This is a genomic window from Ruegeria sp. O5 (assembly GCF_056535105.1).
This window is the reverse complement of the sequence record NZ_JBQERN010000009.1, coordinates 79,420-105,576: the sequence shown is the minus strand read 5'-3', so window position 1 is coordinate 105,576 and position 26,157 is coordinate 79,420. Positions and strand designations below refer to the sequence as shown.

At 57.2% G+C, this 26,157-nt stretch carries 27 protein-coding genes; 11 read left to right on the top strand and 16 right to left on the bottom strand.

Translation table 11 applies throughout. The features are described 5' to 3' along the window. From ACR0M3_RS12905 to ACR0M3_RS12895, 3 genes are read left to right on the top strand one after another with little or no spacing between them, the layout of a single operon-like run. Complete coding sequence (locus ACR0M3_RS12905) at nt 1–1,539, top strand: trimethylamine methyltransferase family protein (RefSeq protein ID WP_480911172.1); 1,539 nt, start codon at nt 1–3, stop codon at nt 1,537–1,539. Further along, nucleotides 1,540–2,214 (top strand): TetR/AcrR family transcriptional regulator, encoded by a 675-nt coding sequence (locus ACR0M3_RS12900; protein WP_480911169.1) that lies wholly within the window; start codon nt 1,540–1,542, stop codon nt 2,212–2,214. Then, entirely contained in the window at nt 2,211–3,515 is a 1,305-nt protein-coding gene (locus ACR0M3_RS12895; RefSeq protein ID WP_480911167.1) for an NAD(P)/FAD-dependent oxidoreductase, read from the top strand. Before ACR0M3_RS12900 ends, ACR0M3_RS12895 begins: the two co-directional genes overlap by 4 nt. Before the next feature lie 121 nt (nt 3,516–3,636). Here the strand turns inward: ACR0M3_RS12895 and ACR0M3_RS12890 are convergent, their stop codons facing one another. After that, nucleotides 3,637–3,999 carry a DUF3307 domain-containing protein gene (locus ACR0M3_RS12890; protein ID WP_480488349.1) on the bottom strand — a complete coding sequence of 121 codons (363 nt, stop codon included), beginning with the start codon at nt 3,997–3,999 and terminating at the stop codon, nt 3,637–3,639. Nucleotides 4,000–4,243: 244 nt separating this feature from the next. On the opposite strand from ACR0M3_RS12890, the gene ACR0M3_RS12885 reads away from it, so the two are divergent. Further along, nucleotides 4,244–7,240, top strand: a complete 2,997-nt coding sequence (locus ACR0M3_RS12885) for a cyclic nucleotide-binding domain-containing protein (RefSeq protein WP_480911223.1) — start codon at nt 4,244–4,246, stop codon at nt 7,238–7,240. Nucleotides 7,241–7,246: 6 nt separating this feature from the next. On the opposite strand, the gene ACR0M3_RS12880 is transcribed toward ACR0M3_RS12885, so the two are convergent. From ACR0M3_RS12880 to ACR0M3_RS12840, 9 genes are all read right to left on the bottom strand, one after another. Further along, the gene (locus ACR0M3_RS12880) at nt 7,247–7,534 is read right to left on the bottom strand and encodes an ArsR/SmtB family transcription factor (protein WP_480473809.1); all 288 of its coding nucleotides are present in this window, start codon (nt 7,532–7,534) and stop codon (nt 7,247–7,249) included. 111 nt (nt 7,535–7,645) lie between these two features. Next, a complete protein-coding gene (locus ACR0M3_RS12875; protein WP_480622814.1) occupies nt 7,646–8,878 on the bottom strand; it encodes a mandelate racemase/muconate lactonizing enzyme family protein in 1,233 nt (410 codons plus the stop codon). Nucleotides 8,879–8,901: 23 nt separating this feature from the next. After that, nucleotides 8,902–9,996, bottom strand: a complete 1,095-nt coding sequence (locus ACR0M3_RS12870) for a Zn-dependent alcohol dehydrogenase (RefSeq protein WP_480622813.1) — start codon at nt 9,994–9,996, stop codon at nt 8,902–8,904. A gap of 82 nt (nt 9,997–10,078) precedes the next feature. After that, complete coding sequence (locus ACR0M3_RS12865) at nt 10,079–11,278, bottom strand: TCR/Tet family MFS transporter (RefSeq protein WP_480911163.1); 1,200 nt, start codon at nt 11,276–11,278, stop codon at nt 10,079–10,081. Between the two features lie 86 nt (nt 11,279–11,364). Next, the gene (locus ACR0M3_RS12860) at nt 11,365–12,081 is read right to left on the bottom strand and encodes an alpha/beta fold hydrolase (RefSeq protein ID WP_480911160.1); all 717 of its coding nucleotides are present in this window, start codon (nt 12,079–12,081) and stop codon (nt 11,365–11,367) included. A 12-nt stretch (nt 12,082–12,093) separates the two neighbouring features. After that, the gene (pcaD, locus tag ACR0M3_RS12855; RefSeq protein WP_480911158.1) at nt 12,094–12,882 is read right to left on the bottom strand and encodes a 3-oxoadipate enol-lactonase; all 789 of its coding nucleotides are present in this window, start codon (nt 12,880–12,882) and stop codon (nt 12,094–12,096) included. A gap of 60 nt (nt 12,883–12,942) precedes the next feature. Beyond that, on the bottom strand, nt 12,943–13,917 hold the full coding sequence (locus tag ACR0M3_RS12850; protein ID WP_480900163.1) for a threonine ammonia-lyase: 975 nt from the start codon (nt 13,915–13,917) through the stop codon (nt 12,943–12,945). Continuing rightward, nucleotides 13,914–14,744, bottom strand: coding sequence for an alpha/beta fold hydrolase (locus tag ACR0M3_RS12845; RefSeq protein WP_480900161.1), 831 nt, complete (start codon nt 14,742–14,744; stop codon nt 13,914–13,916). Before ACR0M3_RS12845 ends, ACR0M3_RS12850 begins: the two co-directional genes overlap by 4 nt. Beyond that, nucleotides 14,744–15,430, bottom strand: coding sequence for a haloacid dehalogenase type II (locus tag ACR0M3_RS12840; RefSeq protein ID WP_480911154.1), 687 nt, complete (start codon nt 15,428–15,430; stop codon nt 14,744–14,746). Before ACR0M3_RS12840 ends, ACR0M3_RS12845 begins: the two co-directional genes overlap by 1 nt. A gap of 126 nt (nt 15,431–15,556) precedes the next feature. Here ACR0M3_RS12840 and ACR0M3_RS12835 point away from each other — a divergent pair, with 126 nt between their 5' ends. Beyond that, a complete protein-coding gene (locus ACR0M3_RS12835; protein WP_480507095.1) occupies nt 15,557–15,985 on the top strand; it encodes an FKBP-type peptidyl-prolyl cis-trans isomerase in 429 nt (142 codons plus the stop codon). 33 nt (nt 15,986–16,018) lie between these two features. Here ACR0M3_RS12835 and ACR0M3_RS12830 read toward each other — a convergent pair whose 3' ends face one another. The 4 genes from ACR0M3_RS12830 to fabA are packed head-to-tail and all read right to left on the bottom strand — an operon-like array spanning nt 16,019 to nt 18,824. Further along, nucleotides 16,019–16,198: a hypothetical protein gene (locus ACR0M3_RS12830; protein ID WP_267366102.1), complete on the bottom strand. Its 180-nt coding sequence runs from the start codon at nt 16,196–16,198 to the stop codon at nt 16,019–16,021. A gap of 58 nt (nt 16,199–16,256) precedes the next feature. After that, nucleotides 16,257–17,048, bottom strand: a complete 792-nt coding sequence (locus ACR0M3_RS12825; RefSeq protein WP_267366101.1) for an enoyl-ACP reductase FabI — start codon at nt 17,046–17,048, stop codon at nt 16,257–16,259. 5 nt (nt 17,049–17,053) lie between these two features. Further along, nucleotides 17,054–18,283, bottom strand: a complete 1,230-nt coding sequence (gene fabB / locus ACR0M3_RS12820) for a beta-ketoacyl-ACP synthase I (protein WP_267366100.1) — start codon at nt 18,281–18,283, stop codon at nt 17,054–17,056. Between the two features lie 31 nt (nt 18,284–18,314). Continuing rightward, on the bottom strand, nt 18,315–18,824 hold the full coding sequence (gene fabA / locus ACR0M3_RS12815; protein WP_267366099.1) for a bifunctional 3-hydroxydecanoyl-ACP dehydratase/trans-2-decenoyl-ACP isomerase: 510 nt from the start codon (nt 18,822–18,824) through the stop codon (nt 18,315–18,317). A 188-nt stretch (nt 18,825–19,012) separates the two neighbouring features. On the opposite strand from fabA, the gene irrA reads away from it, so the two are divergent. Beyond that, complete coding sequence (gene irrA / locus ACR0M3_RS12810) at nt 19,013–19,429, top strand: iron response transcriptional regulator IrrA (protein ID WP_267366106.1); 417 nt, start codon at nt 19,013–19,015, stop codon at nt 19,427–19,429. Here the strand turns inward: irrA and ACR0M3_RS12805 are convergent. After that, nucleotides 19,407–20,330: a LysR family transcriptional regulator gene (locus ACR0M3_RS12805; protein ID WP_480911148.1), complete on the bottom strand. Its 924-nt coding sequence runs from the start codon at nt 20,328–20,330 to the stop codon at nt 19,407–19,409. The two genes, irrA and ACR0M3_RS12805, sit on opposite strands and share 23 nt — an antisense overlap. Nucleotides 20,331–20,413: 83 nt before the next feature. Between ACR0M3_RS12805 and ACR0M3_RS12800 the strand changes: the two genes are divergently transcribed. Then, a complete protein-coding gene (locus ACR0M3_RS12800) occupies nt 20,414–21,211 on the top strand; it encodes a phytanoyl-CoA dioxygenase family protein (RefSeq protein WP_480911145.1) in 798 nt (265 codons plus the stop codon). Nucleotides 21,212–21,217: 6 nt separating this feature from the next. Here ACR0M3_RS12800 and ACR0M3_RS12795 read toward each other — a convergent pair whose 3' ends face one another. After that, nucleotides 21,218–22,081, bottom strand: a complete 864-nt coding sequence (locus tag ACR0M3_RS12795; protein WP_480911142.1) for a hypothetical protein — start codon at nt 22,079–22,081, stop codon at nt 21,218–21,220. Between the two features lie 122 nt (nt 22,082–22,203). On the opposite strand from ACR0M3_RS12795, the gene miaB reads away from it, so the two are divergent. From miaB to ybeY, 4 genes are all read left to right on the top strand, one after another. After that, nucleotides 22,204–23,523 (top strand): tRNA (N6-isopentenyl adenosine(37)-C2)-methylthiotransferase MiaB, encoded by a 1,320-nt coding sequence (gene miaB, locus ACR0M3_RS12790; RefSeq protein ID WP_480911139.1) that lies wholly within the window; start codon nt 22,204–22,206, stop codon nt 23,521–23,523. Between the two features lie 37 nt (nt 23,524–23,560). After that, the gene (locus ACR0M3_RS12785; protein ID WP_480911137.1) at nt 23,561–24,460 is read left to right on the top strand and encodes an outer membrane protein; all 900 of its coding nucleotides are present in this window, start codon (nt 23,561–23,563) and stop codon (nt 24,458–24,460) included. A 136-nt stretch (nt 24,461–24,596) separates the two neighbouring features. After that, nucleotides 24,597–25,619 (top strand): PhoH family protein, encoded by a 1,023-nt coding sequence (locus tag ACR0M3_RS12780; RefSeq protein WP_209505382.1) that lies wholly within the window; start codon nt 24,597–24,599, stop codon nt 25,617–25,619. A gap of 36 nt (nt 25,620–25,655) precedes the next feature. After that, nucleotides 25,656–26,150 carry an rRNA maturation RNase YbeY gene (ybeY, locus tag ACR0M3_RS12775; RefSeq protein ID WP_480774039.1) on the top strand — a complete coding sequence of 165 codons (495 nt, stop codon included), beginning with the start codon at nt 25,656–25,658 and terminating at the stop codon, nt 26,148–26,150. Nucleotides 26,151–26,157 lie beyond the last annotated feature (7 nt).

Sequence of the window (26,157 nt, the reverse complement as noted above, 5' to 3'; positions counted from 1 at the left end):
ATGACGGCTCCGGACCGACGACGCCGAAGGCGAGGAGGCGAGGCTGCCCCGCAGCCCAGCCGCGACGTGAACTATCGCCAGCTCAGGAACCCTTTCCCTTTGATGGAGGTGTTCCCGGCTGACCAGATCGCGAACATGCACGAGACAGCGTTGCGTACGCTCGAGGAGTTGGGTGTAAAGACCTTGCTTCCCGAGGCACGCAAGCTGTTCAAGCAGGGTGGTGCGCGCGTGGATGAAGACAGTGAAATGGTCTTTATCGGGCGCGAGATGGTTGAGGCTGCTGTTTCCTCGGCACCCAAATCTATCGCTTGTCGCGCCGGTTCACGGCATCGGGATTTTACTCTGGAACTGGGATCGCTGGTTTTTCAACCGGGGGCAGGCGCGCCGAACGCAACCGATCTGGAACGTGGCCGTCGCCCGGCGACCAGTCAGGATTATCTGGAGTTTCTGAAGCTCACCCATCATTTCGATGTGTTCCAGATGATCTCGCCTCAAGTTGAACCTCAGGATGTACCGACGCATTTGCGCCACTACTTCACGACACAAGCGCAGATGGAACTGACCGACAAGTTTCCGTTCCTCTTCTCGCGCGGCACGCCGCAGGTCATGGATTGCTTTGAGATGCTGTCCACGGCGCGCGGTCTGTCGGATGATGAGTTTCGGGGCAATGCGCATTGTTACACGATCATCAACACAAACAGCCCGCGCACGTTGGATATTCCCATGGCGCAAGGGCTGATCGACTTTGCGCGCCACGGTCAGATGTCGATCATCACTCCGTTCACTCTGATGGGGGCGATGGCGCCGATCACCGTGGCCGGGGCAATCACCCTGTCCCATGCCGAGGCGCTTGCCGCGCTGACCTTGACGCAGCTGGCCAGACCGGGCGCTCCGGTCTGTTATGGCACGTTCACCAGCAATGTGGACATGAAATCCGGCGCACCTGCATTCGGGACGCCCTCGCATTTTCAGGCGTCACTTGCCGCAGGCCAACTGGCGCGTCACCTTGGCCTGCCCTGGCGGTCGGCAGCAGGGTCGGCGTCAAACAGCAACGACGTACAGGCGGCGAATGAAAACCAGTTTGGCCTTTGGGGTTGCCTGATGGCCGGCGCGACTGTGATCATTCATTCAGCGGGCTGGCTGGAAGGGGGATTGACCGTATCCTTCGAAAAGCTGGTCTGTGATGCCGAGGTGCTGAACATGGTGGCCGAGCTTTGCGCAGGCGCGCAGGCGGGGTTCGCCGAGATCGGCTTTGACACCGCCTTGCGTGAGGTCGCGCCCGGCGGTCATTTCTTTGCCTGCCCCCAGACGATGGAGCGCTACACCACCGAGTTCTATCAACCGCATGTCCATGACTACGCCAATTTCGGCACATGGACCGAGCGAGGATCGACGGATGCCAACCACCGTGCAACGGGGGTTTGGAAGGGTATCCTGAACAATTTCAAGGCCCCCGCCATAGACAATGATCGTTTTGGAGCCTTGCAGGACCTTATTGCACGCCGCACCGCAGAGGGCGGGGCGCCACCGGAGAGTTGAATGAACAACAAACCTATCCTTCACCGCGATGATCCCGAAGCCGAGCCCCTGATCGGCAATATCAAGGTGACCCGCGACGATTGGCTGAACGTGGCGATGGACGTGCTGATTTCGGACGGGGTGGACCAGATCAAGGTTCTTAACCTGGCCGAGCGGATGGCCGTGTCACGTTCATCCTTCTACTGGTACTTCAAGTCCAGACAGGAACTTTTGGATGCACTGCTGGCTCGGTGGCAGGCGACCAATACGGTTGCGCTTGTAAAACAGGCCGAAGCGCCAGCCGAAACGATAACGGGCGCGGTCTGCAACGTGCATCGTTGTGTGGTCAACACAGATTTGTTTGACACCGCATTGGACTTTGCCGTGCGCGACTGGGCGCGTAAATCGGGCAAAGTACGCCGTGCGCTGGATCAGTCAGACACTCGGCGGCTTGAGGCTTTGCACGCGATGTTCGCGAGATACGGCTATTCCGAGATCGAGTCCGAAACGCGCGCGCGCGTGCTGTATTACATGCAGATCGGATACGACCTGGCACAATTGAACGAATCCTTCGAGACGCGGATCTCGATGGTGCCGCATTACCTATACGCCTTTACGGGCGTCGAACCGAAACCCGAAGAAGTTGAAGAATTCAGCGCATATTCCCGGCGCTACTGGAAAGGAGACCCGACATGAGTCAACCAGACGCAATCATCATTGGCACAGGTGTGATCGGCGCGGCCATTGCGTTCGAAATGTCCAAGGCGGGCTGGAAAACCCTGTCTCTGGATCGTAACGCACAGGTTGGGCACGGTTCAACCGCCGGGTCCTGCGCGATAATCCGGATGCACTATTCCACCTTCGACGGAACGGCGTTTGCCTGGGAAGGCTATCATTACTGGCGCGACTGGGCTGACTATCTTGACCTGCCAGAGGGGGCTAATCTGGCTCAGTTCAGGGAAACCGGCTGCCTGGTTATGAAGACCGAGGCGAACGGGATGCTGGAAAAGCACATGCGCAATTCATCAGAACTGGATTGCCCGTTCGAAGAATGGTCGGGGGATAAAGTGGTTGAACGCCTGCCGGTTTATTCGCTGGACAGCTTTGCCCCGGCACGCCGTATGGATGACCCGGAATTCGGCCAGTCCAACGGGCGAAAGATGTCGGGTGGAGTGTACTGGCCTCAGGCGGGGTACGTCACCGACCCGGCCTTGTCGTCGCAAAACCTGATGGATGCTGCCAAACAGCACGGAGCTGAGGTTCGCACCAGTGCCGAAGTAACCGAGATCCTGACCGAGGATGGACGTGTTTCCGGTGTAAAACTTGCTTCAGGCGAAGAAATCCGCGCAAGGGTTGTCGTGAACGTGGCCGGGCCGGGCTCGGCTATCATCAATGGGATGGCAGGCGTTCTGGATGACATGACCATCAAGACCCGCCCCCTGCGGCAAGAGGTCGTGCATGTCCCCGCCCCGGAAGGGTTCGATTTTGAAAACGACGGAACCATAGTTTCGGACAGTGACATCGCCTGCTATTGCCGCCCGGAACACGGCAATCACATCCTTGTGGGATCAGAGGATCCGGAGTGTGATCCACATCAGTGGTGCGAAGACGATGTGAACTACAATCGTGAATTCACCGATCAATGGACAACGCAGGCCATGCGGTATGCGCAGCGTGTACCCAGCCTTGGTATTCCATCAAAAACGCGAGGCGTGGTCGACCTTTACGATGCCTCAACCGACTGGATTCCGATCTATGACAAATCCAGCCTGCCGGGGTTTTACATGGCCTGTGGGTCCAGCGGGAATCAATATAAGAATGCGCCGATTGCAGGTAAGATGATGGCGGCACTGATCGCGTATTGCGAAGGCGGAGCGGATCACGACGCGGAACCGCTGCAATTCGAACTGCCTTATATCAAACGGACCATCAACGTGGGCTTTTACTCACGCAAGCGCCCGATCAATGAGGAAAGCAGTTTTTCGGTTCTGGGCTAGTCGGGTTTTGGCATCGATCAAAGTCGAGCGGGGCAGGTTAACAGCTTGCCTCGCTATGACCGGCCGAGGGATAGGCGCATAGCTTCTGGGCTGCGCATCGGACGGCATATCCTGGTACGAGCTACGTTGCCGCGAAAGTCACCCAGGCCCAGACCATCGCCACATAAGTCAGGTTGTGCAGGCACTGGTCTAACCCAGCTGCACGCCAGAACGCGGCCTGCGTCGGCTCAAGCTGTTTCTTGTCTGAATAGCTAGCTTTCAAGAAATCGATATTGAAATGAATGACCCATTCAAGCAGTCCGACAATCAGGATGAACAATACCGGAGCGCCAAACGCGGCAAACACGATAACAGAGCCCGCAACATGTACTGCTGCGTGCTGCGCGCGTCCCAAGTGAAAATACTCGCCTCGGCCAGAGAGCATTTTCGGTGTCTGGAGGTAGTAGTCAGCGAACATGTGCTTGACCTGAAAAAGGCAAAGCATAAGTAACACCGCGCCAATACTGGCAGTCAAAAGAACCCTCCCGATATCGTTCTAAACTGACTTTAGGCAATAACACGGCCATGCGTAAATGAACTAGTTCACATAAGATAAAGAAAATTCTCGGGTGGGAAAAAATTTGCATAACGTGTCAGTATGGCAGTAAATTCAAACCGTTGAATCTGGGTGCGTGGCATCCGGGCCGCGTTATTAGCCAGCAGTAGGGGCAGGTTCCATAGAACGCACGATTTTCCGCTTTATCTGGAAATACTCCAAACGCGATCAGCTGATCCTGCTGGCTGTGACGGCGACGTTGTTTCCGCTGCTCTATCTTACGCTGGAGTTGCCCAAGCGTATCATCAACGACGCAATCGGTTCGACAACGGCCGAAGTGGATGTCTGGGGCTATACGCTTTCACAGACGAATTTCCTGATCATCTTGTGCTTTGCTTTCCTTGTTGCCGTGTTGGCGCACGGGCTGATGAAAATGCGCATCAACACCATGAAGGGTGTGCTGAGCGAACGCATGCTGCGACGGTTTCGGTATCAGCTGGTCAGCCGCGCGCTTCTTTTTCCGCAACCCTATTTCGAACGGGTCAGCCAGGGCGAAATGGTCTCGATGATCACAGCTGAGAGCGAACCGATGGGTGGGCTGATGGGCGATGCGATCAGCCAGCCGGTTCTGCAAGCCGGTCAGATGATTACCATCCTTTCTTTCCTGTTCTTGCAAAGCTTTTGGTTCGGGCTGGCCGCTGTCGCCCTGATCCCGGTGCAGGCCTGGTTAATCCCTAAATTGCAGCGTCAGATCAACCTGTTGAACAAGAAACGTATTCAGGAAGTTCGGGCGTTGGCTGCCCAGATCGGCGAAAACGCGGCAGGTGCGTCAACCCTCCGCAGCAATGGCGGCTGGCGCTATCGCCGGGCTATGATCTCCGATCAATTGGGGCGGCTTTTTGCGATCCGCTTTGATATTTACCAGAAGAAGTTCTTTATGAAATTCATAAACAACTTCATCTCGCAGCTGACACCATTCATGTTCTACCTGATCGGTGGCCTTCTGGTGTTGCAGGGCTCGGTTTCTTTGGGGGCGTTGGTTGCGGCGCTGGCGGCGTACAAGGATCTGAGCTCACCCTGGAAAGAGCTGCTGACCTATTACAACCAAACTCAGGACATGTCGTTGCGCTGGGATATCGTCGTTGACCGTTTCGATCCGGCTGGACTGAAGGACGAAGCGCTGTTCGAGGGCGAACCAGCAGAGCGCCCCCACCTCAGCGGCGATATAGCACTAAAGCACGTCTCGGTTCGCGACATGGACGGCAATCAGGTGCTGGATGATCTGAATCTGACTTTCCCCGGCGGCAAAACGATTGGTATCGCCGCACCCAGCGAAGAGGACCGTCGCGCCATGGGGGAGTTACTGACTCGCGAGATTTTGCCCGCTGCCGGCACGGTTCAGGTGGGGGATCTGAACCTGGCAGACCTGCATCAGGGCGTGGTGGCCGCACGTATCGGGTATGCCACATCCCGCCCGGTCATGTTTCAGGGAACGTTGGGTGACAACGTGATGATGCCGATGCGGTTCAAACCCTTGGCTGAATCCACAGATGACCCAGATTTTGCCGAGACCTTGCGGGCTGGAAACAGCATGGATCCGTTCAGGGCGGAATGGCTTGACCCGGCGCTGGCCGGGTTTGAAGACGCGACGGCGTTGCGCGATTGGTGGTTGCAACTGATTGATGGAATGGGGTCCGGGGCTGCCCTGTTCCGGCGTGGTGCTGAACAGAGCTTTGTTGCGACCGAACACTGCGAACTGGCAAAGAAACTGGTCGAGCTGCGCCCGCTTGTGCGGCAGGCGGTCCATGACGCGGGTCTTGAGCAGCAGGCGCTGATTTTCGACCGGAATGCTTACAACCCGGCGCTGCCTGTTGCAGAAAACCTGCTTTTTGCGACGCCTCGCGTGCCGGTGACGCAGGCTTTGCTTGCCCGGCAGAAGGTTTTCCTCATGCAGTTGCGAGAGTTGGGACTGGATGAGACGTTGATCGCCCTGACGCGTGACGTGATCGAGATGCTGCGCCAGATCTTCGGGTTCGACGGAACCGACCATCCGTTGTTCCGCAAGCTGGGTCTTGATGCAAAGACCTATGAGGCAGCTGTGGAGCTGGTTGAACAGACCCGCAAAGAGGGAACGTCAGGGCTGGATGACGAACAGCTGGCCAGTATGTTGGCCGTGCCTTTCGTCGTCTCGGCTGAACAGATTGGCCCGGCGTTCACGGATGAGCTGAAGGACCGCATTCTGGAACTGAGGCAGAGTCATTCGGACAAGCTGTTGGAAAGTCTCAAGGACGCTTTTGTTCCGCTGGACCCGGAAGATTTCGCGCCTGGATTGACGGTCATGGAAAACGCGCTGTTCGGCAAGGTCAGCCAGATTGGTGGCGCGCGATCGGATGAGGCCCGCAAGGTCATTGTGGACGTGTTGGAGGAGAACGGCGCGCGTCCTTTGGTGGTCGAGCTGATTTATGACATTCCGGTTGCTTTGGGTGGGCAGAGCCTTCCGGCGGTTTTTGCCGAACCGCTGGCGTTTACCCGCGCGACAATCAAGAAGCCGGATATCCTGATCCTGGAGCAGGCATTGGCCAGTTACGACATGAAAACGCAGGTGTCGGTCTACAAGAAGCTGCGCGAGTTGTTGCCGGATGCCACGGTGTTCTACCTCAATGACCAGTTCGAAAACCCGGACGTATTCGACATGTTCGTGGAAATCCGGCAAGGTCGTGTCGTCTCGGACGGAGGACCGGTAGACGTGGGAAAAGACAGCGCATCTTCAGCAGATCTGGCGCGGAAACTTCGCGCGCTGGAGCAAACTCCCTTGTTTTCGGGACTGGACCGGAGGCAATTGCGCCTTCTGGCTTTTGGGGCGCAATGGTTCGATGCCAAGCCTGGGCAGGTGGTGTTCCTGAAAGATGATCAGCCCACCGATGGCGCTTATGTAGTGCTGGAGGGAGAGGCAGGCCTGTACCTGCCACAGGAAGATGGACCCGATCAGTTGATCACCACCGTGGGGCCGGGCGCATTGGTGGGTGAACTTGGTCTGATCCGCAAAGAACCACGCGCGCTGAGCATGGTGGCCGAAACACAACTATCCTGCCTTAGGATCGGTGAGGAAGAATTCCTGGCCGTTGTGGAAAACGATGCGGCAACCGCGTTCAAGCTGATGCAGGTGATCGCCGGTTACGTGTCCAATTAGGCGTGATCAGCTGGCAGGCTCGCAAAACAGCTCGTACAGCAGACCGATCATCTGCGCTGCATTTCCATCGCTTAGCGAATAATAGATCGTTTTGCCATCTCTTCGGGTGGTGACAAATCCTTCCTCACGCAGACGGGCCAACATTTGGCTGACGGCGGCTTGTCGTAATTGCAGCAAATCCTCAAGCTGGCCTACCGATTTCTCGCCATTCCCAAGGTGGCACAGGATCATCAGGCGCCCTTCATGCGCCAGTGTCTTGAGAAATGCAGCCGCGCGGGCTGCATTTTCTTTCATTTCTGATGGTGTGTCCGAGGTGTGTGCCTGAGGTTCGGTTTCTAGGAGTGTCACGTTTTGACCGTTGTGCCGTTAATCTTGGGTCAATATGCCTCAAACCCGTCTGCGTTGTCACCCCTCGGTTGCAGGGGCACCGCCCTGAAAAGCATTGCCATTAACGTAATCGCAGGGCTCTTCCTGCATCTGCAAGTGCAAGCCGCGACCTTCATACGGGTGCGCGCGGGCCAGGTCTTCGTCGACATCGATCCCAAGTCCCGGCGCTGTCGGAGCGATCACGAAGCCGTCCTCTATCTGAATGGAACCTTTGATCAGCTGGTTGTGGAACGGTGTTTCAATGGTTTCCAGCAACAGCAGGTTCGGGATCGACGCGGCCAGGTGGATATTGGCGGCCCATTCGACCGGTCCTGCATAAAGATGTGGCGCCATCTGAGCATTGAATATCTCTGCTATAGCGGCGACTTTCTTCATCTCCCAGATTCCTCCGGCTCGCCCCAGCGCCGGTTGTAGGATTTCCGCAGCCCCGGCGCGCAGAACGGCTCCAAACTCGGCCTTGGTTGTCATGCGCTCTCCGGTGGCGATGGGGATACGGACGTTGTGGGCGACACGGGCCATGTCTTCGATCATATCAGGTGGCGTGGGTTCTTCGAACCATAGGGGCTGATATGGTTCCAGCGCCTGCCCCAGCCTAATGGCACCGGCCGTGTTGAACTGCCCGTGTGTGCCAAACAGCAGGTCGGCCTTGTCCCCTACGGCTTCGCGAATTGCCTTACAAAAGGCGACGGACATGGAAATGTCACTCATCGCGGGCATGTGGCCGCCACGGATTGTATAAGGGCCCGCCGGGTCGAATTTTACAGCGGTATAGCCGCGTCGCACCATTTCAGCGGCTGTTTCACCCGCTTGTTCGGGAGAGGTCCAGAAGTCGGTCAGATTGTGATGCGGCAAAGGGTAGAGGTAAGTGTAGGAGCGAATTCGCTCGTTCACCTTGCCGCCCAACAGGGCGTAAACCGGGCGGTCGCGATCCTTGCCCAGAATATCCCAACAGGCGATCTCCAACCCCGAGAATGCGCCCATCACCGTCAGGTCGGGGCGCTGCGTGAAACCGCTGGAATAGGCGCGACGGAACATAAGTTCGATGTTTTCGGGGTTCTCGCCCAGCATGTGCCGTTCGAACACATCCCGAATGACGTGGCGCATCGCCTCGGGTCCGACGGACGAGGCATAGCATTCGCCCCAACCGGTGATGCCGGTGTCAGTCGTCAGTTTAACCAATATCCAGTATCGCCCCCCCCAACCCGGAGCGGGTGGGGCGGTGACGATGATGTCGAGATCCTGCAGTTTCATCTCAGTTTCTCCGAGCCGGGGGATCAGGTTCTGTCGAACAGGATCACGTTGCGCTTGGCAGATCCGGTTTTGGTATCGGCAATGGCCTCGTTGATCTGGTCCAGCGACCAGCGGCCCGAGATCAACTCGTCCAGTTTCAACCGACCCTGCTCATAAAGGTCAATCATCCATGGGATGTCCCGCTGAATAACCACATCACCCATTTTCGAGCCGACAACACCCTGCCCCAGGGCTGCCAGAACAACCGGTTCATAGCTGGCCATGCCGCCCGAATGCGGCATTCCGATCATGATGGCCTTACCGCCGCGGCCAAGATAACGCGGGGCCTGATCATAGGCGGCGATTGCGCCGACCGTAATCAGAACCGCATCGGCACCGCGTCCGCCAAGGGCTTTGAACGCTGCCTTCCAGGGTTCTTTCAGGCTGGCCAGCACGCCATGGGTCGCGCCGAACTCCTTCGCGATTTCCAGCTTTTCTTCAGTCATGTCCACGGCCACGATCCGCCGTGCACCCGCGATCCGTGCGCCCTGAATGGCGTTCAGGCCAACACCACCCGCACCGATAACAACGACATCCTGACCCGGGCGCAAATTGGCGGCGTTGACGGCAGCGCCGACCCCGGTGATCACCCCGCAAGACAGAAGGCTGGCCAGGTCTTTGGGCAGGCTTTCGGGTATCCTGACGATCTGCCGATGGCTCACCACAACTTTTTCGGCAAACGCGCCGCAGGCCATGGCCTGTTCCAGCGGATCGCCGTCAGCCGTTTTTAGCGGGCCTTTGACGGTGTCGTACGGTGTTTCGCAATTTGTCGGGTGCCCTCCGGCACAGGTGGGGCAGGACCCGCACGCGCGGATCAGCGTCACAACTACAGGTTCGCCAATCCTGAAGTCCCCGGCGGCCTCTCCAACTGCGGAGATCACACCTGCGGCTTCGTGTCCGTAAACGGCGGGCAGGAACCCTCCCCAGGCACCTTCGGCATAGGATATATCTGAATGGCAGATGGCCACTGCATCCAGCGTCACTTCGACTTCGCCCGTGCCGGGGGGCGTCAGCTGAACCTCTTCGATAACCAGGGGTTCGCCGAATGCCCGGCAGACTGCGGCTTTGATTGTTTGCATGTTTTCCCTCATTCCCGTTGGCCCCACGGTGGCGTGGGAAAGCGTTGATCGCAAGGTAGAAACCGTCATGTGTGTGTCGTTGTTAAGCCACGACAGGCGGGGACCGGCGAAACAACACAAACCCGGCCAGCATCAGCGCCAGTGCCAGCAGGAACGGAGCACCCGGCAAGTACAGCGGTGTGTCAGGGCGAATGAATTGCGCAAATACGCTGGTCATGACCAAGGGCGAAATGACCATCGAAAGCGCGTGGAGCGCGGTCAGCACGCCCTGCAACTCTCCCTGTTGCGAATCCGGTGTCGCTTTGGACATCATTGCCTGAAGTGCCGGTGTGGTGATTGCCCCGATTGCGGTGATTGGGATGAACAAAAGCGCAATGAACCCGTTGGTCAGAAAGGCCAGAATTGCGAAGCTGAGGATTTCAAAACCCATCCCGTAGATGATGGCGCCCCGCTCGCCGCACAATCGGATTGCGGGGCGGATCAGACCGCCTTGCACAACGGCCATGCCGATTCCATAGACGCCCAGTGACAGGCCGATCATCTGAGGGGACCAGCCGAACCGCTCGGTGGTGAAAAAGGACCAGATAGCGGGGTAGACGTATATTGAGACCGAATACAGAAAGTAGACCCACAGCATAGGCCGGATACCGGGCAGTGCAGCAATGGCGCGCAGCGAATTCACCGGGTTGGCGCGGCGCAAGTTGAAGGCGCGCCGGGTCTTGTCGGTTACGGTTTCAGGCATCACGAAACAGCCTACGGCAAAGATCAGTGCCACCAGTCCTGCCGCAGCCCAGAACGGGGCACGGGTTCCATATTCGCTGAGCAATCCGCCGATCACCGGGCCGAGGACAAAACCCACGCCAAAGGCCGCGCCCAACAGGCCAAAGTTCGCGGCCTTGTCCTTGGGATCGGAGATATCCGCCATGAACGCGGCAGCGGTGGAATGTGTGGCTGCGGTTATACCGCCGACAACACGACCGGCCAGCAACAGCCAGATACTGCCGGCCACGGCCATAACCATATAATCAAGCGCCATGACGAACAGCGACACCAACAGTACAGCTCTGCGACCATAGGCGTCGGACAGGTTTCCAAGGATTGGACCAAAGACGAACTGCATCGCAGCAAAAGCCGTACTCAGCACCCCACCCCAAATAGCGGCATTGGCAAGCGAGCTGCCCTGCACGTCTACAATCAGTTGCGGCATGATTGGCATCACCAGACCAATGCCCATTGCGTCGATCATGACGATGCTGAGGATGAAGAGTGATGGCAGGCGCATGGGACTCGGGCAGGTGATCTGTTCGTGGCACCCTAGGCACAGTCACCGAATGTGGGAAGACAGAGTTTTACGTACAATCTGCTGTATCACCCGAATTTGCTTGCCAATTCGCTTAGCAATCCGGCCAGTTCCTGTGGATGCGAGAAAAACGGAGAATGCGAACTGTCGATGGTTCGTCGCAGTTCCTTCGGGATGAACGCGCACATGTCCGCCTGATACTCCGTGGGGATTGTTTGGTCATCCGTGGTGCGGATATAGGCCTTGGGTACTTCGTTGAAGTTCGTGCCGACCGGCAGTGGTGTTTCCTGGGGGAGAATGGCCTGTGGGCACAGGCGCGCATAGGCGTAAGGCAGAATATCGTCCGGACAATCGTGATAGAACAGCCTGGGGATGGCGTCTACCGACACGGTGTAAGACAGACCGTCTGCGGATTTTTCCACTGCGTGAGCAATGGTTTGCCGTGGCCCGCGCCTGCGCATATCTGCCAGCGAAAGCCCATCGTGAGGCACGTAGGCGCACAGAAAGATCAGGGCGCGCATGGCGCCCGGTCGAGCCTCGGCGGCGGCGCTGATCGGATAGCCGCCCCACGAGTGACCCACGACAATCGTATCGGGCGTGCAGGCGTTCAGAACGGCATCGCGGCAACTGTCCAGTGTAACCTCGGACACCGGCGTTGGATCAGCACCATGGCTGGGCATGTCGATGGCCCGGGCAGAGTGTCCCAAAGCCTCAAGCGCAGGGATCAGATCGCGCCAGCACCAGGCACCGTGGCAGGAGCCGTGGACCAACAGGAAAGACGCCATCGCTGTTCTCCTTCAGATATGCCCGGTATCGGTCAGAAACCGGGTTAGGATTGCTGCGTATTCTGCGGGTTTCTCGACACAGGGCAAATGACCAGCTCTGCGGATCAGTTCGAACCGCGATCCGGGGATCAGGTCAACAGTTTCGCGCACCAGATCGGGCGGGGTCGAGCCGTCCGCGCTTCCGGCGATGCCAAGTGTAGGCAGGCGCAGGCCGCTTGTGGGTGTATAGAAGTCGGTCCCGGCGATGGCAGCGCAACAGCCCAGATACCCGTCAAGCGGTTGGCTGATCATCATGTCGCGCCATGACAGGTGGTCTTGCGCCGCGCGGAAATCACGAGAAAACCAGCGTTCCATCGTGGCGTCTGCCAGCGCTTCGATCCCACCGCGACGCACTGCGTCGATCCGATCCTGCCAGACTGCGGGTGTGGCGATTTTGGCAGCGGTGTTCGACAGAACCAGCGCACGTATCTGATCCATACGTTTGACGGCCAGTCCCTGTGCAATCATCCCGCCAATGGACAGGCCGACAAAAACGCAGTCGCGAACCTTAAGGTGATCCAGCAGCGCCTCGGCATCGCGGATCAGGGCGCCCATAGAATAAGGCGCCGGGGGAGCCGAGGATTGCCCATGTCCGCGTTTGTCATACCGGATGATGCGCAACCCCTTGGGCAAGTGCGGTAACACGACGTCCCACAGGTGCAGGTTTGTTCCTAATGAGTTGGCAAAAACCAGTGGCGCGCCATCCGCCGCACCATCAACACGGTAATTCAGTTTCACGTCGCCCAGATCAGCGATCATCATGACTCAGGTCCTTGCAGCCCCGGCGTTCCAGGTGCAATTTGCACAGGTTTGGGGTGCCTGTCAGGTCAGGAATTCCAACGCCCTGGCAAAAATATCCGGATCGACGTTACCGCCCGAGGTGACCACGATCACGTCGTCGCCCTCAATCTCGTCGCCCCGGAACAGGGCCGAGGCCAATGCAACAGCGCCGCCGGGTTCCAGCACGATCTTAAGGCGCAGGAAAGCAAGTGCCATGGCCCGCAGCGCCTCGTCTTCGGTGACCGAAATACCGGGCCCGCAAAGACGGTTGAGGATGGGAAAGGTGATGTCGCCGGGTTGCGGTGTCAGGATGGCATCGCAAATATTGCCTGATGCCGCGTTGTTGTTCTGAATCCGTCCCGTTGCCAGTGATCGTTTTACGTCATCGAACCCTTCCGGTTCGCACGGGCGTACCCTTAGGTCGGGGGCGTGTTTTTCAAGTGCCAGCGCAATGCCAGAGGTGAGGCCGCCACCACCACAACAGACCAGAACATCCGCCTGAGAAACCCCAAGTTCCGCTGCCTGTCTGGCGATTTCCAAGCCGGTGGTACCTTGCCCGGCAATCACCTGAGGCTCGTCATATGGCCGGATCAGGGTTAGCCCGCGTTCGGCGGCGATGGTTTCCCCGATCTCTTCGCGACTCTCGTTTGCACGGTCGTAAAGAACAACTTCACCCCCAAGCGCGCGGGTGTTTTCGATTTTCAGGTGCGGCGCGTCCGACGGCATGACAATGACCGAAGCAATTCCATGTTTCGACGCCGCCATCGCAACGCCCTGCGCGTGGTTGCCCGAGGAATAGGCAATCACGCCGCGCTGGCGTATGTCTTCCTCTAGGGCGGATATGGCAGACCAAGCCCCCCGAAACTTGAAACTGCCCGTATGTTGCAGGCATTCCGGCTTGACCCAAATCCGGCGCCCGGCGATCGCGTCAAGAAATGGCGACGACAGAATTGGTGTCTCGCGGACATGTCCCTTAAGCCGTTTGGCCGCGGCTTCGATCATTTCAATTGTGCTCATGCAGCGTTCTTCAATACCTTTTTGATGACATCCAGAGATTGAGGCTCATTCAGGAACGGAACATGCCCGCGATCCGGCACTTCGGCCGAGATCAGACTGGGATGCCGCTGATGCATCTCAGCCAGGGTTTCGGCGCTCAGAACGTCCGAGTTCGCGCCCCTGATCGCGCCGCAGGGTATGTTGCGCAGCGCTTCAAAAAACAACCAGTAATCGGGTATGGCACCGCTCGGGGCTTGTTCCAGAAGCGCTTTGCGCAGGGCCGGGTCATAGCGCAGCGCCAGCCTGTCCCCTTGTTGTTTGTATTGAATTTCGGCCTGTTTGCGCCAGATCTCCAGGGGAACTCCGGGGAATTGCGGCTCCATCACATGTTTCAGGGCAGCAGCAGCTTCGTCATAGGTTTTCGCGGTGGGTTGTGCGCCCACGTAGGCCATGATCTTGGCGATGCCTGACGTCTCGATGACCGGCCCCACATCGTTCAGAATCACACCGGCCAAACGTTCGGGGTGGCTTGCCGCCAATGCCATGGCAATCAGTCCGCCCCGCGAGGTGCCCAGAATGGCCGCTTTTTCGATGCCCAGTACATCCAGCAGTTCAATCGCGTCATGGGATTCACGAAAGACGTTGTAGTTCATGAAATTGGGGTCGTAGTCCGAGCGGCCGCGCCCCCTGTAATCCATAGCAATCATACGCAGCTCAGTGGCATGTGGTGCAAAATACGAGAAATCCCGGCTGTTTCTGGTCAATCCGGCCAGACACAAAAGCGGCGTGCCCGATCCATGGTCTTCGAAATAGATGCGCTTGCCGTCCGAAGTCGTGAAGTCCGGCATCAAAGACCAGCCAGTTTGGGAATGGTGGTCAAGTCAGACAGTACATGCGCTGGCGTCCACGGCAGCCGGTCCATTGGTTCCCCGATCCGATTGACCCAGGCGGTGACAAAACCATAACCGCTGGCCCCTGCGGCATCCCAGCCGTTCGAACTGACGAACAAGACCTGGTCACGGGCGCAGTCAAACCTGTTCTGAACCAGATCATAGACACGGGAATGGGGCTTGAAGACCCCAACGCTTTCGACCGACAGCACGTCATCCAGCACATCGCCGATCCCGGCGGACTGAACAGCACCGTCCAGCATGGGCGGTGATCCGTTGGACAGGATGGCAGTCTGCATCCCGCCATCCTTGAGGGTTTTCAACATGGCAGGAACTTCGGGATAGGCCTGCAACTCCCAATAAAGATCCAGCAAGCGTTGGCGCAGTTCAGGGTTGCCCTGCAGGCCTGCAGCTTCCAGCGCCCAGTCCAGCCCGTCCTGCGTGACATCCCAAAAATCCGCATGGGCATCCGCCACAGCGCGCAGCCATGTGTATTGCAATTGCTTCAGGCGCCAATGTCCCGCGACCTCGGGCCATTTGTCTTTCAGGGCTTCGAACCCCGGCTCGCCTGCCGCCTGCCGGGCGGCGGCCGCTACGTCAAACAGCGTTCCGTAGGCGTCGAACACGCAGGTCGTGATTGCCATATGACCCTCCTTTGATTGCGCGCAGGTTGGCACAACGCGAAAGGGGGGGAAAGGGCCAAGGGTTTACAACTTTGTGTCAATCTCTAGGGTTGGCCGCTTAACCCCTAAAAACGGCCGGAGGCCACTATGACCGAAATCAAGCAAGGTGACACGGTTCGCATCCATTACACAGGGACATTGTTGGATGGCAAAGTCTTTGACAGTTCGGATGGGCGCGATCCGTTGGAGTTCGTGGTAGGATCGGGCCAGATCATTCCCGGTCTGGACAGTGCCATGCCCGGTTTGTCCGCAGGTGACAAGAAACGGGTCGAGATTGCCTGCACCGACGCTTACGGCCCGATCAACCCTGCGATGCGTCAGGAAATCCCCCGCGAGGGTATTCCCGAGGATATTCCGCTGGATCCGGGCACTCAACTGCAGATGCAGACACCGGACGGTCAGGCCGTACCTGTGACAGTTGTGGACACCAACGAAGCGACTGTGACCCTGGATGGAAACCATCCGTTGGCCGGACAGGATCTGGTGTTTGAGATTGAAGTCGTCTCGATCAATTGAGACATAGTTCGGGTTGGAACGCCTGCCCGGACTTCAGCCGATCAAAGCTTCAACAGCCGCGCGCACCTGTGGCTGGGTGAAAAAGACAAACACCAGCAGTAATGATGTCAGCGCGAGCAGCAGCACTCTGGCCCGCTGGCTGAGGAAACCGGACTTCTTCCGGCTTTGCACTGATCGTGCGTTGTTTGCAATGATTTGATCTAGCTTGCTCATATCGAAGTCCTGCCGCCCAAAGATGGTGAAATCTTGGCGGCGGCAGGGAAAGATATGGTCACATGAAATCGGGTTGCGGCATGCCCAGAACGTGGAAACCCCCATCAACGCGGATGATTTCTCCGGACGTGCAGGCTCCCGCATCAGATGTCAGGTAAACTGCGGTCCCGCCAACAGCTTCCAGAGTGGCATTCGAACGCATCGGCGCATTCTGATCGCAGAACTTATATGTCCTGCGCGCCCCGCCAATGGCGGCACCGGCAAGGGTTTTCATCGGTCCCGGTGAGATTGCATTCACGCGGATACCATCCGGGCCAAGGTCATTGGCCAGATAACGGGTCGCCGATTCCAGCGCTGCCTTGGCAACACCCATGACGTTGTAGTTCGGTACCACCCGGTTTGATCCCTGATAGGTCAGCGTCAGCAGCGAGCCCCCATTGTCCTTCATCATCGGATAGGCGCGGCGTGCCACCTCGATAAAGGAATAGGCCGACACGTCCATCGAGTGTTTGAAGTTCGCCCGCGTGGTATTCAGAAACCGGCCTGTCAGCTCGGATTTATCCGAATACGCAATGGCATGAACAACAAAGTCGATGGTGGGCCAACGCTGGGCCAGTTCACCAAAGGCACGATCCAGTGACTCGTCGTCGGTCACATCGGCATCCACCATAAAATCGCTGCCAAGGCTTTGAGCGAGAGGTTCCAGCCGTTTGCCGAAAGCCTCGCCCTGATAGGTGAAGGCCAGTTCTGCGCCTGCCTCGTGCATGGCCTTGGCAATGCCCCACGCGATTGAGCGGTCATTGGCCACGCCCATGATCAGGCCGCGCTTACCTTTGAGAAGATCCGACATCACTTTCACCCGTTATACTTAGACAGAATCATGGACCCGTTGGTGCCGCCAAAGCCGAAGCTGTTGGTCATGACACTGTCCAGTCCTGCGTTTTCAACCACTTCAGTTGCAATTTCACCGGGCAAGATGCCTTGGGCGAGTGTGTCGACATTGATCGACGGCGTGATGAAATCATTGTCCAGCATGAGCAGGCAGAAGATCGCCTCAAGCGCTCCTGCCGCGCCTTGCGCGTGGCCAGTCATCGATTTGGTCGAAGAAATCGGTGGCACATTGCCTTCACCGAAGATGCGGCGCACAGCCTCTACTTCGCCTACGTCACCGACAGGGGTCGAGGTTCCATGTGCATTGATATAGCCGACTTTGCGACCTTCGGGCAATGTGGCCAGCGCCAGCCGCATCGCGCGCTCACCGCCTTCACCCGAAGGGGCCACCATGTCGTGGCCATCCGAGGTAGCAGCATAGCCGGTGACTTCGGCATAAATCTTTGCGCCGCGGGCCAGCGCGTGCTCCAGTTCTTCCAGAACGAGGATGCCGCCGCCACCGGAAATCACAAACCCGTCACGGTTTTCGTCAAACGCGCGCGAGGCTTTGTCGGGCGTGTCATTGTATTTCGACGACATCGCGCCCATCGCATCGAACAGGCACGAAAGCGTCCAGTCCAGTTCTTCGCCGCCGCCAGCAAACATGACGTCCTGTTTACCCAGCATGATCTGTTCGGCCGCGTTGCCGATGCAATGCAGCGAAGTCGAGCAGGCCGAGGTGATCGAATAGTTGATACCCTTGATCTTGAACGCGGTCGCCAGGTTTGCCGAGATTGTCGAGCACATGCATTTCGGCACAGCGAACGGCCCGATCCGCTTGGTTGCGCCGGTACTCAGAACCGTCTGATGCGCGGTCAGCATCGCGCTTGTCGACGGGCCGCCAGACCCAGCCACCAGACCTGTGCGCGGGTTGGCCACCTGATCCTCGGTCAGGCCGGAATCTGCAATGGCCTGAGACATGGCGATATGAGCGTAAGCCGCGCCCGGACCCATGAAGCGCAGCGTGCGTTTGTCCACGTGTTCAGCCACGTCAATCTTGAGCGTACCCGCGATCTGACTGCGAAATCCGTGTTCTGCCATCTGTTCGCTGGCTTCGATCCCGGACTTGCCTGCTTTGAGCGAGGCCAGAACCTCTTGGGCATTATTCCCGATCGAAGACACTACCCCCAGACCGGTGACGACTACTCGACGCATGTGCGCACTCCTTATTTCGGGTCGGTCAGGCTCAGGCCTCGGACAAAACGACCTTCATATCTTTGACATCATAGATCATCTCGCCATCGGCTTCGACGATTCCATCTGCCACACCCATGGTCAGGCGACGTGTCTGAATCGCTTTTTTGAAATCGATTTTATACGTTAGCATCTTGCGGTCTGGACGAACCATACCGGTCAGTTTCACTTCGCCCACGCCGACGGCCATGCCGCGCCCTTGCCATCCGCGCCAACCAAGGTTGAAACCGGTCAGCTGCCATAGACCGTCAAGGCCCAGGCAGCCCGGCATAATTGGATTGCCGGGAAAATGGCAGTCAAAGAACCAAAGTTCAGGGGTGATATCGAACTCGGCCAGCACATGGCCCTTGCCGTGCAGGCCACCGTCTTCCGAGATGTCGGTAATCCGGTCCATCATCAGCATTGGCGGGGCGGGCAATTGTGCATTGCCGGGGCCAAATAATTCGCCGCGGGCGCATTTCAGCAGATCGTCTTTGTCAAAACTGCTTGGGAACTGGGCCATTCTTGCCGCCTCTCCTGCCGTGGGTCCGTTCGTTATATCTGGCCTCGTCTAGCACCCGTTTGCAAGGTCCTGCAAGAGCAGCGGCCACATCATGTTGTGTATGCGGCGTTCTTTGCGAATGAATTTCATTTGAAATTGCCAACCATGCGCTCCTATATATAATGGAAGTAACTATGGGTATCGGATCAATGACACCGCAGAGCGGCGATATAGCAACGGGTTGGCTGGTGAACGCTGGCCTGCGTCCGACGCGTCAGCGCGTGGCGTTGGCCGAGCTTTTGGTGGGCGATGGCCGCCATCGTCACGTCACCGCCGAGAGCCTGTTTGAATCGGCCAAGGCGAATGGCGACGCTGTTTCACTGGCGACGGTTTACAATACCCTGCGCGCGTTTTGCGACGCTGGCGTTCTGCAGGAAATCACCGTGGACGGGTCAAAAAGCTACTTCGACACGAATACGCATGATCACCCTCATTTTTATTGGGAGGATGAGGCGCGCCTGAGTGACGCGCCGTCGGACCAATTGGTGATCCAGCGCCTGCCCGAAGCACCCGAAGGGGTCGAGATTGCCTCGGTCGACGTTGTCATTCGCCTGCGCAAAAAGTAGCGCCAATACCGCCTCTCAAACTCGCCAACAACAAACGTTCAACCTGATCAATCGTTGCGTCAGAGGGCCCTGTTCCGTGGCGCGCAAGTACAACCGATTCAGTTGCGTCCTGATTGCTGATCGGAACACTGACAAGACGTTTATTGTCATAACTGACCGGGTTGAGCGGGCTGGTATAGCTGATCCCGATCCCTTCGCCATGGGCGGCAAGACTGCGCTGAATCTCAATCGATGCCGCCCTATGCGCGACAGTCGGGTGCAGACCGTTGCGCCGAAAGAGGCTGAGGATGTGTTGTGCCGACCAGCCTTCTGTCGACAGGATCAACGGATGAGCGGCCAAGTCAGCCAGCGAGACTGTGCCCGCTGTCGCCAACGGATGATCCGGGGGCATAAGGGCCTTTGGCCGACTGTCGAACAGTTTTGCTCGTGTAAACCCCGCGTCCATTGTCAGCTCGTAAGTGATTGCAACATCGATCTGGCCATCAATCAATCTGTTCAACAGCCCTTCGAAGGAGGCGGCAAAATAAGTGATAGCGATGTTTGGAAAAGCATCGCGCAAATGGTGCAGGGCGGGTGCCAGCAGGAAGGGCGCGAGGTCCGTAAAACACCCCAGTCTTAGATGTGTCGTGCCCGGCGACGGAGTTTCAGATGACTCGATTTGGGCTGCGTCTTTCAGCAGGGTCTCGGCCTGATCGATGAATTTTCGCCCCTGAGGTGTCAGCGCCATGGCCGAACCTCGGCGGCGGATAAACAGCGGGTATCCCAAATGTGCTTCGACACGCGTCAGGGCCGTGGACAGTGCTGGTTGTGAAACATTCAGGTATTGTGCGGCTGCTGACAGGCTGCCGTGGCGCCCGACCGCGCAAACATATTCGTACTGACGCAGTGAAATGTATAACATGAAATTAATTATAACTTCGAAAGATATGATTTGAACAGAACACTCCTTCTACGCAAAAGATTGAAAAACGAATGGAGACCCGGATGCCTCACCCGCTTGTTACCCAAGAGATGATCACAACGTATCAGGATGATGGCGTCGTTCTGATCAAAGGGCTGTTTGCAGACTATGTGGATCAACTGCGGAAGGGTGTGGCCGCGAATATGGCAGAGCCTGGCCCGTATGCATCAGAAAACAAGAAAGAGGGTCAAACGGGTCTGTTCTTTGACGATTACTGCAACTGGACCCGCATTCCGCAGTTCCGCGAGGTGATCGAAAACTCGCCCGCGGCCGAGGTCGCAGCGGACCTGATGCAGTCGAAAAGCGTGCAGGTGTTTCACGACCACGTATTGGTAAAAGAACCCGGGACATCCATGGCCACGCCCTGGCATCAGGATGGCCCATATTACTTCGTTGAAGGTCAGCAAACCATCAGCTTCTGGTCTCCGCTGGATCCGGTCAGGCAGGCGACGTTGCGCTGTGTCGCAGGCTCTCACCGGTGGGAGAAAGAGGTGCTGCCAACCCGCTGGGTTTCCGAGGAAGGTTTTTTCCCCGATGAAGGGCAGTACATCCCCGTGCCGGACCCGGATGCCGAGGGCATGAAAGTCGTTGAATTCGAAATGGACCCCGGTGACGCCGTTGCCTTCAATTATCGCACCCTTCACGGTGCGCGGGGTAACCACTCGGATAGCCGTCGCCGCGCCTTTTCTCTCCGGCTGGTCGGCGATGACGCACGGTATGTAGAGCGTCCAGGCAGAACCTCTCCACCTTTTCCCGGCCATGGCATGACACCGGGGCAGCGTCTTCGTGAAGACTGGTTTCCGGTCCTGTTTGAGCGCTGAGGCGCTTCAGAACCATTGGCCTGATTCGATCAGACCCAGATCCAGCAGCTGCCGCGAGTGCCATTCAAAAGGCACGGAGTTGCGCCAGCTAAAATTTGGAATGTCAAAAGTCGACCCGGCATTTGTTTTGAGCGCCTTCGCAGCGCGGAAGGAACAAATAGCTGCGGTCATGTTGTGATGCCAAGGGCAGGAATAGGTATTGTATTCCGGCTCATTGAACGTGTGGTCGGATTTCAGGATCAGGCCCTTTTGCGCCTTGAACAGGGCGATGCGGTCGATGCGACGGCGTTCATAGGGAATGTGATCCTCGAACCGCCAGCGCAAGCCACCTGACAGGTCAACCTGCCGGTCCAGCGTTTGGCCGTCAGGGTCGCGGCGTGATTGGGCATAGTAACCCGTTTTGTCGAACAAAGCCTGTTCGGGGGCGACACCGTTGGGAAAAGCGGTCAGATCCTCGGCATAAAGGTCGATGACGTAGCTCAGCATCGCGTTGCGGCGTTCTTCGCTGTGAAAGGCCAACATCTCAGCAATGCTGCGCGTTTCGCAAAACGGAAAGAACAGGTATTCGGCGTTGTAGCAGTAGTACATCCAGATGCCGGGCGCGGCCTGAATTATTCTGTTCAGGGTATCGAAAACCACCGTTCGGGGAACGCATTTCAAGGTGACCCGATGCACCCGGTCGGTCAACGCGGGCTCCAGTCGGAACTCCTGAGGCATGAAGGCGACAACGGATTTGAACCCAAGCTTCAAATGGTGATGCAGAGTACTTTCCAACTCGACCTCATCCTCGGCAAAGACCATCGCAACGGGGCCTTGCGCCATTGCGGGTTGCCCGGCTTTCAGGAAATGGTCGAGGGAATCGTATTGCATCGGCTGTTTTCAGTTTTGTCTTGCTGGAAAGTTCCGCCAAATTCGGGTAATTGCGCCCGCATTGCAAGCGGCGTTCGAAGCATATAGACGACGCCGGTCCAGCGAATGCAAAGGCCCGTCTCATGTCCGAACCGAAGAAGCTGTTTATCAAGACCTATGGCTGTCAGATGAATGTCTATGACAGTGAACGCATGTCCGAGGCGCTGGGCGGGCAGGGCTACGTTGAAACCCAGACCCCCGAAGATGCGGATATGATCCTGCTGAACACGTGCCACATCCGCGAGAAAGCGGCAGAAAAAGTGTATTCCGAACTGGGGCGCTTCAAGGGTCTGAAGGCCGAGAAGCCTGATCTGAAAATCGGCGTGGCGGGCTGTGTTGCTCAGGCGGAAGGCGAAGAGATCATGCGCCGCCAGCCTTTGGTTGATCTGGTGGTAGGTCCGCAAAGCTATCACCGCCTGCCCGAGATGGAGGCAAAGACCCGAGCGGGCGAAAAGGCGCTGGACACGGATTTCCCCGAAGAGGATAAGTTCGAAAAACTGAAAAACCGCCCCAAGGCCAAGCGTGGCCCGACGGCGTTTCTGACTGTTCAGGAGGGCTGCGATAAATTCTGCGCCTTCTGCGTGGTTCCTTATACACGCGGTGCTGAAGTCAGCCGCCCAGCGGATCGCATCATTCGCGAAGCCCATGATCTGGTCGAGCGCGGGGTGCGGGAGATCACGTTGCTGGGTCAAAATGTCAACGCCTATCACGGTGCCGGGGCGAATGGTGACATGACGCTTGCTGGTTTGATCTGGGAACTGAACAAGGTCGACGGGCTGGAACGTATCCGCTTTACCACCTCGCACCCGAACGACATGGCCGACGATCTGATCGAGGCACATGGCACCTGTGACAAGCTGATGCCCTATCTGCACCTGCCGGTTCAGTCGGGTTCGGACCGTATCCTCAAGCGGATGAACCGCAGCCACACGGCAGAAAGCTACCTACGGCTGGTCGAACGCATTCGTGCGGCGCGGCCTGATATCGTGATGTCGGGGGACTTCATCGTTGGTTTCCCCGAAGAAACCGAAGATGATTTTCAGGCCACGATGGATTTGGTCGAAGAGGTCAAATACGGCTACGCCTATTCCTTCAAATACTCCACACGTCCGGGAACCCCGGCGGCTGAACGGGCTCAGGTCGATCCGGCAGCGGCAGATGAACGGTTGCAGCGGCTTCAGGCCTTGATCACGCGCCATCAGCGGGAGATTCAGGACGGTATGGTCGGACGCACTGTCCGCGTTCTTTTTGAAAAACCGGGTCGCTTGTCCGGGCAGATGGTTGGAAAGTCTGAATATCTGCATTCGGTACACGTAAAAGGACCAGAGATCACCACGGGTGACTTGAGAGAGGTCCGGATCACTGCCTCGGGGGCGAATTCTCTGGCGGGCGAATTGCTGTAGATCGGTGCAAACACCTCCTGGACACCATAGTTGGTGTTTGTTTCCAAAATTTACCCTTGATTTATTGCTTGGAACTATGCTCCGAGAGGAGCCATGGTTTTTTGGGCGCAAGGATCTGCGTCTGCAAATCGGCGATATGCCGGTCCCGGAAAACGGGATGAGGGAGGTACGAGTGTCGACTATCAAGAGCTTTGGGAGCCTGAGCAGGTTGAAAACACTGACGCTAACTGCCGCTGTTACACTGATTGCCGGCGTATCCATGGCCGGTGATTTGAAAGGTGACATAAGCGATCCGGAAGTGGTCAGCCCGAAAAGATTCAGCAGCGATGTCCGCGCTTTTTACCTGGGACTTACCGGCGGTTATGGCTCTGGCGGGGACGATCGGTTTGGCCTGACAACGCCCGGCGGACAGTTTGATATCGGTGATCAGGATTTATCCGGAACATACGGGGGCCTCCGGGGCGGCTGGCGTGGTGTCTTACCAGCTGCAGGTGGGCGCGACTACGTCTATGGCTTTGAAGTCGGGTATGAATTCGCATCCCTAGACGACACTGTCAGCAGGCGGATCGGCGGCGTCAATGTGCAAGGCGGAACAGAGATATCGGATGTTCTGGCAGTCCGATTTCGCAATGGTCTGACAAACCGCAGCGGACGAATTCTGTATTTCTTCAGTGTCGGATATCTGTGGGGCGATGTGGAAACAACCAACAGTATTGCATCGGGCACTTCGGTTCAGAATTTCTCGGTGTCAGATCGGCGGAACGGCTATTCGGCAAGCATAGGGGCCGAGCATAAGTTGTCGGGCAATTGGTCGATTACGGGCGAATATGAATATGTCCAGTTCCAATCAAAGGACGTCCAGTTCAGTTCTGGCTTCTCCACTAAGTCCACACCAAAATACAGCGGCTTGAGAATCGGGCTGAATTACACCTTCTGATGTACATCCAATCGGCAACCGATCACCATTAAATCGGCTGTTATGACATCTCAGCATTTATTTTTGAAACTGTGGCTTGCGCCTACCAAGATTTGTTGTCTACGCTCGGGGTGAACAGCCAAGACAGGAGAGCGGATTGGCCATCGGTGCCCTGACCCCACCGCAAGATGAAATGCCCCAACACGAGGCGTTCGTAGAATTTCCCGACAACCGATTGCTGATTGACCTGTGCGGTGAATATGACCGCAATCTGGCCGAGATCGAAACAAAGCTTTCGGTCCAGATTGTGCGCCGCGGCAATCAGCTTGTTGTGATGGGCGATGAAGATGCTCAGAAACAGGCGGTTGAGGTACTTCAATCGCTGTATACAAGGCTTGAAGGTGGGCGCGAGGTTGAGGCCGCAGACGTCGATCGCGAGTTGAGGATGGGTGTTTCAGAACAGGGAACCGGAAGCCGGGATGGCGACCAGCTTGAAATGTTCAAGGGCGGTTCGGTCGAGATCAAGACCCGCAAGAAGCTGGTTGAACCGCGCACCGACGCCCAGAAAGCCTATGTCCAGTCACTGTTCAACAATGAGCTGGCCTTTGGAATTGGTCCCGCGGGGACGGGTAAGACCTATCTGGCAGTGGCGGTCGGGGTTTCGATGTTCATCGGCGGACATGTGGATCGAATCATCCTGAGCCGTCCGGCGGTCGAGGCGGGCGAAAAACTGGGTTATTTGCCGGGTGACATGAAGGACAAGGTCGACCCTTACATGCAACCGCTTTATGACGCGTTGAACGATTTTCTGCCCGGAAAACAGTTGGCCAAACTGATCGAAGAGAAACGAATCGAAATCGCTCCGCTGGCCTTTATGCGTGGTCGTACGCTGGCCAACGCATTTGTTGTTCTGGATGAAGCTCAAAACGCCACCACGATGCAGATGAAGATGTTTCTGACCCGTCTGGGTGAAGGAAGCCGCATGGTCATCACCGGCGACCGGTCACAGGTAGATTTGCCGCGTGGCGTTCAATCGGGCCTGGCGGATGCTGAGAGGTTGTTGAAAACGATCCCGAATATCAGTTTCAACTACTTCACCTCAAAAGACGTGGTGCGTCACCCGCTTGTCGCCGCGATCATCGAGGCGTATGAGGCCGATGCGGGCCGTGAAACCACGTGAGCACATAGCCCGTTAACGAGGCTGTTGCGCGGGAAGATGACCCTGGATCTCATTTTCGAAGACGAAAGGTGGCAAGACCTGGAGGTCTTGTCACAAAAGTCGATTGACGCCGTTCTGGCCCATTGCGGACTGGTGCCGGAACAGTGCGAAGTCAGTATATTGGCGTGCAACGACGCGCGGATTTCAGAACTGAACGCAGAATTTCGCGGCAAACCGACGCCCACCAATGTGTTGAGCTGGCCTGCGGAAGACCTGGCTCCGGACGAGCCAGGGCAAACACCACGCCTGCCAGAGCCTGATTTTACCGGTGAGATTGTTCTGGGTGATATTGCGATTTCCTATGACACTTGCGTCCGCGAGGCGGCCGAAGCCAACAAAGCAATGAATGATCACGTGACCCATTTGCTGGTTCACGGAACGTTGCATTTGCTGGGTTATGATCACATTCGTGACCCCGATGCCACCTTGATGGAAGGGATTGAGGTCAAGATACTTGGCAAATTGGGTATTGATGACCCATATAAGGTGTAATGTGGGT

What these genes read in the sequence shown, in the direction of transcription:
- ACR0M3_RS12905 (WP_480911172.1), top strand. Translation starts at nt 1, where the DNA reads ATGACGGCTCCGGACCGACGACGCCGAAGGCGAGGAGGCGAGGCTGCC.
- ACR0M3_RS12900 (WP_480911169.1), top strand. Translation starts at nt 1,540, where the DNA reads ATGAACAACAAACCTATCCTTCACCGCGATGATCCCGAAGCCGAGCCC.
- ACR0M3_RS12895 (WP_480911167.1), top strand. Translation starts at nt 2,211, where the DNA reads ATGAGTCAACCAGACGCAATCATCATTGGCACAGGTGTGATCGGCGCG.
- ACR0M3_RS12890 (WP_480488349.1), bottom strand. Translation starts at nt 3,999, where the DNA reads ATGCTTTGCCTTTTTCAGGTCAAGCACATGTTCGCTGACTACTACCTC.
- ACR0M3_RS12880 (WP_480473809.1), bottom strand. Translation starts at nt 7,534, where the DNA reads ATGAAAGAAAATGCAGCCCGCGCGGCTGCATTTCTCAAGACACTGGCG.
- ACR0M3_RS12875 (WP_480622814.1), bottom strand. Translation starts at nt 8,878, where the DNA reads ATGAAACTGCAGGATCTCGACATCATCGTCACCGCCCCACCCGCTCCG.
- ACR0M3_RS12870 (WP_480622813.1), bottom strand. Translation starts at nt 9,996, where the DNA reads ATGCAAACAATCAAAGCCGCAGTCTGCCGGGCATTCGGCGAACCCCTG.
- ACR0M3_RS12865 (WP_480911163.1), bottom strand. Translation starts at nt 11,278, where the DNA reads ATGCGCCTGCCATCACTCTTCATCCTCAGCATCGTCATGATCGACGCA.
- ACR0M3_RS12860 (WP_480911160.1), bottom strand. Translation starts at nt 12,081, where the DNA reads ATGGCGTCTTTCCTGTTGGTCCACGGCTCCTGCCACGGTGCCTGGTGC.
- pcaD (WP_480911158.1), bottom strand. Translation starts at nt 12,882, where the DNA reads ATGATGATCGCTGATCTGGGCGACGTGAAACTGAATTACCGTGTTGAT.
- ACR0M3_RS12850 (WP_480900163.1), bottom strand. Translation starts at nt 13,917, where the DNA reads ATGAGCACAATTGAAATGATCGAAGCCGCGGCCAAACGGCTTAAGGGA.
- ACR0M3_RS12845 (WP_480900161.1), bottom strand. Translation starts at nt 14,744, where the DNA reads ATGCCGGACTTCACGACTTCGGACGGCAAGCGCATCTATTTCGAAGAC.
- ACR0M3_RS12840 (WP_480911154.1), bottom strand. Translation starts at nt 15,430, where the DNA reads ATGGCAATCACGACCTGCGTGTTCGACGCCTACGGAACGCTGTTTGAC.
- ACR0M3_RS12835 (WP_480507095.1), top strand. Translation starts at nt 15,557, where the DNA reads ATGACCGAAATCAAGCAAGGTGACACGGTTCGCATCCATTACACAGGG.
- ACR0M3_RS12830 (WP_267366102.1), bottom strand. Translation starts at nt 16,198, where the DNA reads ATGAGCAAGCTAGATCAAATCATTGCAAACAACGCACGATCAGTGCAA.
- ACR0M3_RS12825 (WP_267366101.1), bottom strand. Translation starts at nt 17,048, where the DNA reads ATGTCGGATCTTCTCAAAGGTAAGCGCGGCCTGATCATGGGCGTGGCC.
- fabB (WP_267366100.1), bottom strand. Translation starts at nt 18,283, where the DNA reads ATGCGTCGAGTAGTCGTCACCGGTCTGGGGGTAGTGTCTTCGATCGGG.
- fabA (WP_267366099.1), bottom strand. Translation starts at nt 18,824, where the DNA reads ATGGCCCAGTTCCCAAGCAGTTTTGACAAAGACGATCTGCTGAAATGC.
- irrA (WP_267366106.1), top strand. Translation starts at nt 19,013, where the DNA reads ATGACACCGCAGAGCGGCGATATAGCAACGGGTTGGCTGGTGAACGCT.
- ACR0M3_RS12805 (WP_480911148.1), bottom strand. Translation starts at nt 20,330, where the DNA reads ATGTTATACATTTCACTGCGTCAGTACGAATATGTTTGCGCGGTCGGG.
- ACR0M3_RS12800 (WP_480911145.1), top strand. Translation starts at nt 20,414, where the DNA reads ATGCCTCACCCGCTTGTTACCCAAGAGATGATCACAACGTATCAGGAT.
- ACR0M3_RS12795 (WP_480911142.1), bottom strand. Translation starts at nt 22,081, where the DNA reads ATGCAATACGATTCCCTCGACCATTTCCTGAAAGCCGGGCAACCCGCA.
- miaB (WP_480911139.1), top strand. Translation starts at nt 22,204, where the DNA reads ATGTCCGAACCGAAGAAGCTGTTTATCAAGACCTATGGCTGTCAGATG.
- ybeY (WP_480774039.1), top strand. Translation starts at nt 25,656, where the DNA reads ATGACCCTGGATCTCATTTTCGAAGACGAAAGGTGGCAAGACCTGGAG.